Origin of the sequence: Castellaniella sp. (genome assembly GCF_049671645.1) — a bacterium.
Taxonomy (GTDB): Bacteria; Pseudomonadota; Gammaproteobacteria; order Burkholderiales; family Burkholderiaceae_B; genus Castellaniella.
The window spans coordinates 102153-114521 of record NZ_JBATVG010000019.1; the positions used below are offsets into that span (position 1 = coordinate 102153).

General features: G+C 64.4%; 11 protein-coding genes. 6 read left to right on the plus strand and 5 right to left on the minus strand.

Annotated features, from left to right (window positions below; translation table 11 throughout):
* Window positions 1-56: 56 nt before the first annotated feature.
* The 3 genes from ccsB to WBG56_RS09000 form a co-directional block, all read right to left on the minus strand.
* On the minus strand, window positions 57-1367 hold the full coding sequence (gene ccsB / locus WBG56_RS08990) for a c-type cytochrome biogenesis protein CcsB (RefSeq protein ID WP_424267852.1): 1311 nt from the start codon (window positions 1365-1367) through the stop codon (window positions 57-59).
* Window positions 1368-1407: 40 nt separating this feature from the next.
* On the minus strand, window positions 1408-3393 hold the full coding sequence (locus tag WBG56_RS08995; protein WP_424267854.1) for a cytochrome c biogenesis protein ResB: 1986 nt from the start codon (window positions 3391-3393) through the stop codon (window positions 1408-1410).
* Window positions 3394-3644: 251 nt separating this feature from the next.
* Window positions 3645-4334 carry a c-type cytochrome gene (locus WBG56_RS09000; RefSeq protein ID WP_424267422.1) on the minus strand — a complete coding sequence of 230 codons (690 nt, stop codon included), beginning with the start codon at window positions 4332-4334 and terminating at the stop codon, window positions 3645-3647.
* A 229-nt stretch (window positions 4335-4563) separates the two neighbouring features.
* Here WBG56_RS09000 and yihA point away from each other — a divergent pair, with 229 nt between their 5' ends.
* Window positions 4564-5187, plus strand: a complete 624-nt coding sequence (gene yihA, locus WBG56_RS09005; RefSeq protein WP_424267424.1) for a ribosome biogenesis GTP-binding protein YihA/YsxC — start codon at window positions 4564-4566, stop codon at window positions 5185-5187.
* Window positions 5188-5244: 57 nt separating this feature from the next.
* Window positions 5245-6255, plus strand: coding sequence for a porphobilinogen synthase (hemB, locus tag WBG56_RS09010; RefSeq protein WP_424267426.1), 1011 nt, complete (start codon window positions 5245-5247; stop codon window positions 6253-6255).
* A gap of 61 nt (window positions 6256-6316) precedes the next feature.
* On the opposite strand, the gene WBG56_RS09015 is transcribed toward hemB, so the two are convergent.
* Window positions 6317-7489 carry a trypsin-like peptidase domain-containing protein gene (locus WBG56_RS09015; RefSeq protein WP_424267428.1) on the minus strand — a complete coding sequence of 391 codons (1173 nt, stop codon included), beginning with the start codon at window positions 7487-7489 and terminating at the stop codon, window positions 6317-6319.
* Between the two features lie 46 nt (window positions 7490-7535).
* Between WBG56_RS09015 and WBG56_RS09020 the strand changes: the two genes are divergently transcribed.
* The gene (locus WBG56_RS09020) at window positions 7536-8315 is read left to right on the plus strand and encodes a Nif3-like dinuclear metal center hexameric protein (RefSeq protein WP_424267430.1); all 780 of its coding nucleotides are present in this window, start codon (window positions 7536-7538) and stop codon (window positions 8313-8315) included.
* A gap of 466 nt (window positions 8316-8781) precedes the next feature.
* Here the strand turns inward: WBG56_RS09020 and mscL are convergent, their stop codons facing one another.
* On the minus strand, window positions 8782-9234 hold the full coding sequence (gene mscL / locus WBG56_RS09025) for a large conductance mechanosensitive channel protein MscL (protein WP_424267432.1): 453 nt from the start codon (window positions 9232-9234) through the stop codon (window positions 8782-8784).
* A gap of 167 nt (window positions 9235-9401) precedes the next feature.
* On the opposite strand from mscL, the gene petA reads away from it, so the two are divergent.
* From petA to WBG56_RS09040, 3 genes are read left to right on the plus strand one after another with little or no spacing between them, the layout of a single operon-like run.
* Window positions 9402-10049, plus strand: a complete 648-nt coding sequence (petA, locus tag WBG56_RS09030) for a ubiquinol-cytochrome c reductase iron-sulfur subunit (protein ID WP_424267434.1) — start codon at window positions 9402-9404, stop codon at window positions 10047-10049.
* A 44-nt stretch (window positions 10050-10093) separates the two neighbouring features.
* Window positions 10094-11479 carry a cytochrome b gene (locus tag WBG56_RS09035; RefSeq protein ID WP_424267436.1) on the plus strand — a complete coding sequence of 462 codons (1386 nt, stop codon included), beginning with the start codon at window positions 10094-10096 and terminating at the stop codon, window positions 11477-11479.
* Between the two features lie 30 nt (window positions 11480-11509).
* Window positions 11510-12358: a cytochrome c1 gene (locus tag WBG56_RS09040; RefSeq protein WP_424267438.1), complete on the plus strand. Its 849-nt coding sequence runs from the start codon at window positions 11510-11512 to the stop codon at window positions 12356-12358.
* Window positions 12359-12369: the final 11 nt, after the last annotated feature.

Genomic DNA, 12369 nt, shown 5'->3' on the forward strand with positions numbered 1-12369 from the left:
CCGCGCCGCCCACCCTGCCAATGCGTTCGCAGCCGGGCGGCAGCCCGGCCGGGGCATCACAGCTCGCCGTAGGAATGCAGGCCGGACAGGAACATGTTCACGCCCAGGAAGGCGAAGCTCGTGACCAGCAGGCCGCTGAGCGCCCAGTATGCGGCCATGGACCCGCGCAAGCCCTTCATCAGGCGCATGTGCAGCCAGGCCGCGTAATTCAGCCAGACGATCAGGGCCCAGGTTTCCTTCGGGTCCCATTGCCAGTACGTGCCCCAGGCGTCCGCCGCCCACAGCGCCCCCAGAATGGTCGCCACGGTGAAGAACGCGAAGCCCACCGCAATCGCCCGATACATGATGTCGTCGAGCAGTTCCAGCGACGGCAGGCGCTGGGCGATCGGCGCCCGGAACGCCAGGATGGTCCCGACGATCAGCGCCCCGACGCCGAAATACAGCATCCACGTGGCGGACAGTTCCTGCGAACCGAAGACCAGCGGTTCGGCGCACAGCACGGCGCCCAGCAGGAAGACGGGGATCAGCGGTTTCCATCTACGGGTTTCGCCATGCGATTTGACCAGATAGGCGAAGCCCACCATGGCCGCCAGGCTGAAGGTGCCGTAGCCGATGAAGTTCGCCGGCACGTGCAGTTTCATCCACCAGCTTTTCAGGGCCGGCACCAGCGGCTGGATCTGATAGGCATCGCGCGAGAACGAATACCACAGCAGGAACACCACCAGCGAACTGATGACCAGCAGCACGAAACCGCCCAGCGCCCGGGTAGCGTAGCGACGTTCGTAGTACAGGTAGAACAGGGCCGTGATCAGCGACATCAGCACAAAGACTTCATACAGGTTGCTGACGGGGATGTGGCCGATATCCGGCCCCATCAGGTGGCCTTCACGCCAGCGCACCAGCAAGCCCGTCAAGCCGGCATAGACCGCGCCCCAGGTCAGGACCGTGCCCAGCCAGGCGGCGGTCTTGCTGGCGAAACCGATCCAGTAACAGACGGTGGCCAGCACGAACAGGGCGCACATCCACAAAATGGCCGACTGCGAGGACAACAGGTATTTCAACAGGAAATTGGACTCGGCCCGCGACAGGTCGCCCTGCAGCAAAGCGCCCGTAGGGCTGTAGAGCCAGATGGCCAGCAGGGCGCTGGCGCCCGCCGTGATCATCAGCACGCGCAGCGGACGCCACAGCCAGCCCAGCCAGCTGAACACCGCCGCCGCGCCGATCAGGATCAGCTTTTCGTAGTAGTCCATGAACTGGCCATAGCTGGTCAGCACATAGCCGGCGCCCACGGCCAGCAGCAGGAAAAAGGCGAAATCGGTCCAGTCGGGCCGGCCGCGCCGGCCTCGGCGATCGCCGCTGGTATTCATGTTCTGGGCCCAGAGGGCCCCTGCATCAGGCGTCAGGATGTCAGTTGTCATGGGATCCTCCGAGGCGGCGCAGCGCATCGCGCAGGCGCTCAAATTCGTGATTGAAATCCAGGTTGCGGCGCTGGGTCGTCATGGCCGCCAGCCAGCTGCTGCCGGTATTCGACGGACGGATCCAGACCCAGACCCGTCTTTCCCGAATATAGAACATCGAGAACACGCCCAGTACCAGCAAAAGGCAACCGAGGTACACCGTGTTCTTGCCGGGGCTGCGAGCCACCTGGAAAACGCTGGCCTGGACCTGCTGGAAATTGGACAGTTGCAAGGCGACCGGCGCCGGGTAATCCGGCAACGATGCCAGCGCCAACACCGACAGGCGCAGCCATTGAGCTTCATGTTCGGCCTGCGGCCCGCTGTCGGGCAGCGCCGGCAGGTGCTGCTGCGCCCGCATCAAGGTGCGCAATTCCCGCAGACTGAGCTGAATCATGGGCACGGCGAAATTCAGGATCTTTTCCCGTTGGTCGGGCGGAGCGGAATCAATGATGCCGTTGAAGCCGCGCTGCGAGAACGTGCGCAGCGCCCCCTGGGCCGCCTGGAACATCAGGTCGCGCTGTTCGCCTTCAGGCGCATTGTGGGCGGCAAATTGGCGGGCGGCCTGATCGCGCAAGTCCGGATCGGCCAAGGCGGCGCGCAACTGCATGAATTCCTGCATCGTGCCGCCATCATCGGCCGGAATGCGCAGGTAACGGTAAGGCTCGGCCGCCGTGTTGCGCGTCCCCAGCAGGAACATCGGAAAATCGTCGATCCGCACCGGCAGCATGTACTGAGTGAATTCGTGGGCCTGTCCGTCGGCTCCGACCAGGCGGTACTGGACACTGGGACCGACATTGCGCAGATGGTCGTTGCGCGGCCGCGCCGCGCTGCCGGTCACGGCGGCCACGTCGCGGATCAGGTCGACCGGCTGCGGATCGCCGTCACCCCCCATGTTCTCGACATTGATGACGCGCAAGCCGGTGTAATCCACCGTCTGAGCGCCCAGAGCGGCGGGCAGTTGGGCGTTTCCGCCAACCGTCCCGGACAGATCCAGGGACTGCGAGCCCGTGCCCGACAGAGGCCAGGCCTTCAGCTGCAAGGTACTGCCGCCATCGTCGAAACTGGACTGATAGACGGTCACGCCCTTGTAGCGCAAGGGTTCGTTGACCTTGATGGTGCGGTCGAAGGATTTCCCGGTGGCCAGGTCCGTCACGACCACGTCGCTGCGAAAATCGCTGGGCATGCCGGTGTCATAGTATTTGACGTAGAATTTTTTCAGCTTGACTGAAAACGGCAGCGGCTGCAACAGGACGCCCTGGCCCACCGACACGATGCCCATGCTGCTTTGCTTGCCATCGGGAATCAGCATATTGGCGCGAAAACTGGGATTGCGCGCCGACAGCCGTCCGGATTCGGGCACATCGGAAATCAGCATATTGCCCACGACCGGCTGCTTGTCGAACAGCCAGGTCTGGAACCGCACGGGCAGTTCGCTATCCAGCAACCCGCCCAGGCAGATCACGATGATGGCCACGTGCGCGAAAATGTATCCCAGGCGATTGGCCGCGCCCTTTTTCGCCGCCACCATCCTGCTGTCGCCATCGGCGCGCACCCGGTAGCGGAACCCCTGGCGACGCAGCAGCGCCCCCACCTGTTCCACGGCCTGATCGGGGCTCAGCGCGCTGTCCACGTCCACTTTGTGGTGAAAGGCCTTCAGGCTGGATCCGCGCACATATTCCCGGAAGGTGCGCATGTCGCGCAGCATCTTGGGCGTATTGCGCATGACGCACAAGGTCGTGGACACGACCAGGAACGCCATGATCAACAGGAACCAGGGGCTGTTGTAGATATGCCAGATGGAAAACTGATCAAAGACCGCATACCAGAACGGACCGAACTGATCGATGTAAGTGTTGGTGGCCTGATTCTGCGGCAATACGGTGCCGATCAGGCTGGCCACGCAGATGAACACCAGCAGGCTGATGGCGAAACGCATCGAACCCAGAAGTTCGACAATGTCCGCACCCCGCACACGGGGACTGGAAGAAGACGTCACGGCTGCCCGACTCAAGAAAAAAGGGAGGCGCGCTTGCGCGTCCCCCCCTATATATTTTTTAAAGTTCAACCTTACACCGACTGCGCCAGGATCCTTCCCAAAACCCCAGACGCAACCGGGAAATGCCCCGGCTGGCGAACGGCCGCGCGGCTATCCATGCAGCCCGCGTGCCCCGGCCAACCGGTTACCCATCAGCGCAGCCCGGCGGCGAAATCCGCCACAGCGGCCAGATCGGGGTCGGTCATGCGGCTGGCGATGTCATGCATGATGCTGTTTTCGCGATCACCGGAACGGAACAGCTTGAGCTGTTCCAGGAGATATTCCGGATGCTGGCCCGCCAGACGCGGAAATTCGCCCGGCAACCCGGCGCCATTGGCCGAGTGGCAAGCCGCACAGGCCGGCACCTGGCGATCGGCGATGCCGGCGCGCCAGATGTGCTGGCCGCGATCCATGGTGGCTTCGTGGGTGGCGGTGCCCGCCTTGTCCCAATCGAGCTTTTGCTGCGACAGGTACAGGGCGACGTTCTGGACGTCCTGGGCGGTCAGCGACGGCGCAATGGTGGACATGATGGACGGAGCGCCATCGGCCCCGGTGCGCGCAGCGCGCTTGTCGCCCTGGGGCACGAAATCGTGCAGCTGCTTGGCGATGTATTCGTGCGGCATGGCGGCCAGATTCGGGTTGGCCGGAATGGTGCTGTTGCCGGCGTCGCCGTGACAGGTCACACAGGCCAGCACGCCGCGGGACATGTCACCCTTGATGAACAACTGCTCGCCGGCCTTGGCATCGGGCGTGGCGGCGTCCTGAGCGTGGGTCAAACCAGGCAGGGCGCCGGCGAGCACCAGGCTGCCGGCCATGAACATACTGGAAAGCGCACGCTTCATGAGGTCCTCGGATTCGGATACGAGCGCCGCAAGGCGCCATCAGGTCATGAGGCCAGGCCGCCCATGGAAGAAGCCCCAAGGCAGCCGGCGTAACAAATACAAGCGAAGATTATACAATAGGCACCAGGCGTCCTTCGCTGCCCATGTCGGCCAACGCCAACGCCGCAGGCCGGCACCCGATGCGCCTGCCCCTTGTCCTCCGTGCCCACAGGGCCTTCACCGATCCGCCGTGTCCCTTCTCCATCGTGCCCGTTTTACGGTCTCTGCCGCCCGCCTGGACCAACTGCCCGCCCCGACCACCGCCGAGGTCTGCTTCGCGGGCCGGTCCAATTCCGGCAAATCATCCGCCATCAACGTCCTGACCAATCAGCGCCGCCTGGCCTTTTCCAGCAAGACGCCCGGGCGCACGCGCCTGATCAACCTGTTCGGCATCCCCGATCCCATCACGGATGACGCCTGGCTGGGCTTTCTGGTTGATCTGCCGGGCTACGGTTATGCAGCGGTGGACCGCGCTTCCCGCGACGAATGGGCGGAAGTCCTGGGCGGCTACCTGCACGAGCGCAGCAGCCTGGCCGGGGTGGTCCTGCTGATCGACATCCGTCGCGGCGTCACCGACCTGGACCGCCGCCTGGCCCACTGGATCGGCCTGCGCGGCCTGCCCACACTGGCCCTGCTGACCAAAGCCGACAAACTGCCCTATGGGCAGCGGATCCGCGCCATCGCCCAGGTGCGCAAGGACCTGGCCGAGATCGGCACGCTGACCGCGCTGCCCTTTTCCGCCACCCACCGCATCGGCCTGGAAGACGCCGCCGCCCACATCGAAAACTGGATTTCACCTCAGGTCGTCCCCTGACCGGACCGCTCGCTGTGGCTCACGCGCCTATTCCCTGATCATCCCCAGGACTCTGACATGACTGATTTTCTACCCCCCGTCGATTTCCCCACTGCCCGCCTGCGGCGCAACCGGCGCGATGATTTTTCGCGCCGCCTGGTGCGCGAAAACCGTCTGTCCGCCGACGACCTGATCTATCCCGTCTTCGTGCAGGAAGGCCGCAATGTCCGCGAACCGGTGGCCTCCATGCCCGAAGTCGTCCGCCATTCCCCCGACACGCTGCTGCGGGCGGCCGAGGAATGCCTGTCCCTGGGCATCCCGGTGCTGGCCCTGTTCCCGCACATCGACCCGGCGCTGAAAACGCCGGACGGCGCCGAGGCCGCCAACCCCGACGGCCTGATTCCCCGCACCGTGGCGCTGCTGAAGCAGCACTTCCCCGAACTGGGCGTGCTGACCGACGTGGCCCTGGACCCCTACACCAGCCACGGCCAGGACGGTCTGATCGACGCCGACGGCCAGCTGCTGAACGAACCCACCGTGGCCATGCTGGTGCGCCAGGCCCTGACCCACGCCGGCGCCGGCGTGGACATCGTCGCCCCCAGCGACATGATGGACGGGCGCATCGGCGCCGTGCGCCAGGCCCTGGACGCCCACGACCGCATCCACACCCGCATCATGGCGTATTCCGCGAAATACGCCAGCGCCTTCTACGGCCCCTTCCGCGACGCCGTGGGGTCCGCCGCGAATCTTGGCGCGTCCAACAAGGCCACTTACCAGATGGACCCGGCCAACCGCCTGGAAGCCCTGCGCGAAGTCGCCGCCGACATCCGCGAAGGCGCCGACATGGTCATGGTGAAACCCGGCCTGCCCTACCTGGATGTGCTGCGGGAAGTGAAAGACGCCTTCGGCATGCCGACCTACGCCTATCAGGTCAGCGGCGAATACGCCATGATCAAGGCGGCGGCGGCCAACGGCTGGCTGGACCACGACAAGGTCATGATGGAATCGCTGCTGGCCTTCAAGCGCGCAGGCGGCGACGGGATCCTGACGTACTTCGCCGTGGCGGCCGCCAAACTGCTGAAGCGCTAGGGCTGGCCCAGCCCTGCCAGGCATCCGGGGCGCCCTGCGGGGCGCCCCGGATGTTTTGTGCCTAATGCGAGGGCCGACGCACGGCCGGGCGCACTCCGACCGTGACATCCAGCGCCAGGGCCTTGCCGCCGCGCAGCACACCCAGGTGGGCGGTGCTGCCGGCCTTCATGGGCGCCAGGCGGTTCAGCAAGTCGAATGAATCGCGCACCGGCTGGCCGTCCAGCGACTGCAGGATATCGCCCACCTGCAGGCCCGCCCGCGCGGCCGGCCCGCGCGGAAACACCCGGGCCACGATCGCTCCCCGATCATCCTTCAACCGGAAGGCCCGGGCCAGGTCGGGCGTGATGTCCTGCGGCTCCAGCCCCAGCCAACCGCGCTGCACCCGGCCATGTTCGATGATCTGATCCAGGATCTGATGCGCCGGACCGGAAGGGATCGCGAATCCGATGCCCAAGGACCCGCCGGTTTCGGAATAAATAGCCGTGTTGATACCCACCAGACGCCCTTGGGTGTCGATCAGCGCGCCACCGGAATTGCCCGGATTGATGGCCGCATCGGTCTGGATGAAGTCCTCGTAGGTGTTGATGCCCAGGCGATTGCGCCCCAAGGCGGACACGATGCCCTGGGTGGTGGTCTGTCCCACGCCGAAGGGGTTGCCGATCGCCAGCACCACGTCGCCCACCCGCACGGACTGTTCGGGATCGAACACGATGGTCGGGAGCTTATCGAGATCGACTTTCAGCACCGCCAGGTCGCTTTCGGGGTCCGCCCCCACCAATTTGGCCGTGGCCTGGCGGCCGTCTTTCAAGCTGACCTCGATGGCATCGGCGGATTCGATCACATGGTTGTTGGTCAGGATGTAGCCATCGGCGCGCACGATCACGCCCGACCCCAGGCTGGTGGAATTCTGCCGCTGGGTAAACCCCGGCAGGCTGCGCAGCAACTGCTGCAGGCCGGGGTCCGGCGGCAGGGGAATCAGCGGCACGTCGACATGCTTGCGGGTATAGACGTTGACCACGGACGGCGCGGCCCGGGCGACGGCCGGGGCATAGCTGACGATGGCCTGCCCCGCTGCCGCGTTCGGCGCCGGACGGCCCGAAGCGGACAGGGCCGCCGTGCCGCCCGACGGGGCGTCACGCTCGGGCAGCCATTGCGGCCGCAGGGTGGACACCAGAAACAGCACGCCCAGACACACGGTTACGGTCTGAGCGAAAATCAGCCACAATCGTCTCATAGACACAGACTCCGGGCGACATCGCCGCAAAAAGGACAAACCCCCAATGAAACCACAGATTTCCCGCCAGGAACTGGAAAACTGGCTGAACGGCACCCTGCAGCCGGAACGATTCAAAGATTATTGCCCCAATGGCCTGCAGGTCGAGGGCCGCGCCGACATCCGCCATATCGTCACTGGCGTGACGGCGTCCCAGGCCCTGATCGAAGCCGCCATCGCCCGCCATGCCGATGCCATCCTGGTGCATCACGGCTGGTTCTGGAAAAACGAGAATCCCTGCATCCGCGGCCCCAAGCACCGGCGTCTGTCGGCCCTGCTGGCCCAGGACATCAATCTGTTCGCGTATCACCTGCCGCTGGACGCCCACCCGGAATGGGGCAACAACGCTCAGCTGGCCCGGGTGATGGACTGGACGCCGGACATCCAGCCCGACGGCACGCCGCACCGCTGCGGCCCCGACGATCTGATCTGGCTGGGCGCGCCCGCCTGGGATTGCACGGTGGGCGAGCTGGCCACGGATATCGCGCAGCGGCTGGGCCGCAAGCCGGTTGTGATCGGGGAACTCGATCAGGCGGTGCGCCGGCTGGCGTGGTGCACGGGGGCGGCGCAGGGGATGATGGAGGCGGCGCTCGCGGCGGGGGCGGATTGCTATGTGAGCGGTGAGATTTCGGAACCGACGGTGCATCTGGCGCGGGAAACGGGCAGCGCTTACATCAGCGCGGGGCACCATGCGACTGAACGCTATGGGGTGCAGGCGCTGGGGGCGGCGATCGAGGCGCAGTTCGGGGTGCCTTGCACGTTCGTGGATATCGACAATCCGGTGTGACGGCCCGGCATTGCGGGGCTGGGACTCATGGGCGTTCGGCTGCCGGTGGCGGATCTCCACCGGCGCGAGGCTGCTGATCGAGAGTCTCACCGTCGCGTCCCGGCGCTTAGCGGCCCTGGTCGCGATTTCGCGGGACCTCATCGCCGTGCCCTGGGGCTTTCCGGCCCCGGTCGCGACTCGGCGGCTGCGCCGGATATGGACGAGTAAGCTCCAACAGGGCCGGAAAGCCCCAGGGCACGGCGATTGACGCGGATTGTGACGGTGTTCGACGGGACCGAGGGGTGCGACGACACATGTCCCGAGGAATTGCTGCCTGGTGGAGTATCGCGACGGCTGGGCCGCTGCGAAGCGTCCGATCAGCGTGGCGCATGCAAACGGCCCAATGCCTCTTTGATGGAAGGCACAAGAACGTTGCAGGAAGGGCGGCGCGCCTTCAGGGCGCGCCGCCGCCTCGGGTCGAGGCAGTCTATTTCTTCAAAGAATCCCGTATTTCGCGCAGCAGGACGATGTCTTCGGGGGTGGCGGGGGCTGCCGCCGGCGCGGGAGGGGCTTCGAGGCGGCGGCGGGCGTTGTTCACCATTTTCACCAGGATGAAGACCACCAGGGCCAGCAGGATGAAGTTGACGAAGATGGTCAGGAAGTGCCCCCACGCGAAGACGACGGCGCCGGCCTTGGTCAGTTCGGCGGCGGTCATCGCTCCGGCGTAGCCTTCGGGCAGGCGCATCACCCAGAACAGGTTGTCGAAATTGACCTGCCCGCCCAGGATGAAGTTGATGACCGGCATGACCAGGTCATTGACGATGGAATCGATGATCTTGCCAAAGGCGCCCCCGATGATGACCCCGATGGCCAGGTCCATCATGTTGCCCTTGACGGCGAATTCCTGGAATTCCTTGATGAAACCACGTGCTCCGGCCATGATGCGTGTCTCCTTGGCATTTACCCCATTGGTCGTAACGCTATAATACGCGGTTGAGGACCCCCGTGGGATGCGCCGGCAGGGCCTGGCCGGCCGCCGCAGCTCACGCGTATGCAGAGATTATTGTCAAACCGCTCCGCCCGCTGGGCGGCTATCAGGGATAACAAATGAGTCAGAATCCGACACAGTCCGACGAGCAGGGCGCAGTCGACCCGAACCTGCCCCCCGATCCTTCGCGACGTTTCTGGGTGGCTTCAGCCTGTACCCTGGGTGGGGTGGCTGGTATCGCGACGGCTGTCCCGCTGGTCGGGTCATTTGCCCCGTCGGAAAAGGCCAAGGCCGCAGGCGCCCCGGTCGAAGCGGATATCTCCGGCCTGCCCGAAGGCCAGATGATGGTCGTCGAATGGCGCGGCAAGCCGATCTGGATCGTGCGCCGCACGAAGGCCGAACTCGAAGACCTGCCCAAGCACGACGCGGAACTGGCCGACCCCCAGTCCAAGCGCCCCGGTTTCACGCCGGCATTCGCCGAGAACGAATGGCGCTCGCGCAAACCCGAATACTTCATCTGCATCGGCATCTGCACTCACCTGGGCTGCTCGCCCACGGCCCACTTCCAGACGGGCGCCCAGCCGGGCCTGCCCAACGATTGGCCGGGCGGCTGGCTGTGCCCCTGCCATGGTTCCACCTTCGATCTGGCCGGCCGCGTGTTCAAGAACAAGCCCGCGCCCGACAACCTCGAAGTTCCGCCCTACGCGTTTTCTCCCGACGGGTCACACGTCATGATCGGGGTCGACGAATACCCCAGCAAGGCCTGATGAACGCGCCGTTCATCTTTCCGTGATACTGATAGGAGCCGTTCATGGCCGAAAATAATGTCGAGACGACCGGGTTGCTGGGCTGGGTAGACCGCCGCTTCCCCCTGAGCAAAATGTTCAAAGAGCATATGTCCGAATACTATGCTCCGAAAAACTTCAATTTCTGGTATTTCTTCGGGTCGCTGGCGCTGCTGGTGCTGGTGATCCAGGTCGTCACCGGGATCTTCCTGGTGATGAACTACAAGCCCGACGCGCGCTTCGCCTTCGAGTCCGTCGAATACATCATGCGCGAAGTCCCGGGCGGCTGGTTCATCCGCTACATGCACTCGACCGGCGCGTCGATGTTCTTCGTGGTGGTCTATCTGCACATGCTGCGCGGCCTGTTCTACGGGTCCTACCGCAAACCGCGCGAACTGGTCTGGATCTTCGGCGTGGCGATCTTCCTGTGCCTGATGGGCGAAGCCTTCTTCGGCTACCTGCTGCCCTGGGGCCAGATGTCCTACTGGGGCGCCCAGGTGATCGTGAACCTGTTTTCCGCCATCCCGTTCATCGGTCCCGACCTGTCCCTGTGGATCCGCGGCGACTACGTGGTGTCCGACGCCACGCTGAACCGCTTCTTCTCGTTCCACGTGATCGCGATTCCGCTGGTGCTGATCGGCCTGGTCGTGGCGCACATCATCGCCCTGCACGAAGTGGGTTCCAACAACCCCGACGGCGTTGAGATCAAACAAGGCCCGAAGGACAAATACGGCCGTCCGGTCGACGGCATCCCCTTCCACCCCTTCTACTCGGTGCACGACATCGTGGGCGTGGCGGGCTTCCTGATCGTCTTCGCCGCCATCATCTTCTTCGGCCCCGAAATGGGCGGCTACTTCCTGGAATACAACAACTTCATTCCGGCCGATCCGCTGAAGACCCCGCCGCACATCGCGCCGGTCTGGTATTTCACGCCGTTCTACACCATGCTGCGGGCCACCACCAGCGACTTCACCTGGATCCTGTCGGCCGCCTCCGTCGTGGCCGCCCTGGCGCTGTTTGCCAAGGGCAAGCTGTCGGGCATCTGGCGCCTGGCCATTCCGGCCATCCTGATCATCGTGGCCATCCTGATGAAGACCCTGGATGCGAAATTCTGGGGCGTGGTGTCCATGGGCGGCGCCGTCGTCATCCTGTTCTTCCTGCCGTGGCTGGATCATTCCCCGGTGAAATCGATCCGCTACCGTCCGTCGTGGCATAAGTTCCTGTACGGCATCTTCATCGTCAATTTCCTGATCCTGGGCTGGCTGGGCACGCAGCCCGTGACCCCGACCTTCACCATGATGGGTCAGATCTGCACGGTGATCTATCTGGCGTTCTTCTTGCTGATGCCCGTCTGGAGCCGCCTTGGAACGTTCAAGCCGGTCCCCGACCGCGTTACGTTCCGCGCTCACTAATGGCCCATCACTGACTGTTACGGAAAGATCATGATCAAAAAACTGCTCGGTGCCCTGGCCCTTTCCCTGACCTGCACGCTGACCTTCGCCGCCGAAGGCGGTGTGCACCTGGATCGCGCCCCCGACCGCATCACCGACCTGTCCGCCCTGCAAAATGGGGCGAAGCTGTTCGTCAACTACTGCCTGAACTGCCACAGCGCCAGCTCCATGCGCTACAACAAGCTGATGGACCTGGGCCTGACGGAAGCCGACATCAAGAAAAACCTGCTGTTCTCGCGCGACAAGGTCGGCGATCTGATGACGATCTCCATGACCCACGAAGACGCGAAGAAATGGTTTGGCGCCGCGCCCCCGGACCTGTCCGTGATCGCCCGCGCGAAAAACAGCAACTTCGGCCCCTCGGGCGTGGACTACATCTATACGTATCTGCGCAGCTTCTACCGCGACACGACGAAGAAAACCGGCTGGGACAACACCGTGTTCCCCAGCGTCGCCATGCCCAACGTGCTCTGGGAACTCGAAGGCCCGCGCAGCTACACCAGCGTCCAGGTCCACGAGGTCTCCGACGACAAGGGCGCTGCGCACTGGACGCGCACCACCAAGGTTTTCGACGCGTCTGGCTTCGCCACCGTCAAAAACGAAGCCCTGCCCGGCTACGAGGGCGAATCATCCCTGTCCGGACGCTTTGACTCAGCCGATCCCAAGACCTTCAGCCAGTTTGAAAGCAACGTAGCCGATCTCAGCAACTTCCTCGGCTGGATGGCCGAACCGGGCCAGCTGTTGCGCAAGCAGATCGGCGTCTGGGTGATGCTGTTCCTGTTCCTGTTCCTGTTCGTGGCCATCCGCATGAACCACGCCTACTGGAAGCATGTCCGGTAAAACGTGCGCCC

Bases quoted from the DNA above. Each gene is read 5' to 3' on its own strand.
- ccsB (WP_424267852.1), bottom strand. From the start codon at position 1,367: ATGAATACCAGCGGCGATCGCCGAGGCCGGCGCGGCCGGCCCGACTGG.
- WBG56_RS08995 (WP_424267854.1), bottom strand. From the start codon at position 3,393: ATGCGTTTCGCCATCAGCCTGCTGGTGTTCATCTGCGTGGCCAGCCTG.
- WBG56_RS09000 (WP_424267422.1), bottom strand. From the start codon at position 4,334: ATGAAGCGTGCGCTTTCCAGTATGTTCATGGCCGGCAGCCTGGTGCTC.
- hemB (WP_424267426.1), top strand. From the start codon at position 5,245: ATGACTGATTTTCTACCCCCCGTCGATTTCCCCACTGCCCGCCTGCGG.
- WBG56_RS09015 (WP_424267428.1), bottom strand. From the start codon at position 7,489: ATGAGACGATTGTGGCTGATTTTCGCTCAGACCGTAACCGTGTGTCTG.
- WBG56_RS09020 (WP_424267430.1), top strand. From the start codon at position 7,536: ATGAAACCACAGATTTCCCGCCAGGAACTGGAAAACTGGCTGAACGGC.
- mscL (WP_424267432.1), bottom strand. From the start codon at position 9,234: ATGGCCGGAGCACGTGGTTTCATCAAGGAATTCCAGGAATTCGCCGTC.
- petA (WP_424267434.1), top strand. From the start codon at position 9,402: ATGAGTCAGAATCCGACACAGTCCGACGAGCAGGGCGCAGTCGACCCG.
- WBG56_RS09035 (WP_424267436.1), top strand. From the start codon at position 10,094: ATGGCCGAAAATAATGTCGAGACGACCGGGTTGCTGGGCTGGGTAGAC.
- WBG56_RS09040 (WP_424267438.1), top strand. From the start codon at position 11,510: ATGATCAAAAAACTGCTCGGTGCCCTGGCCCTTTCCCTGACCTGCACG.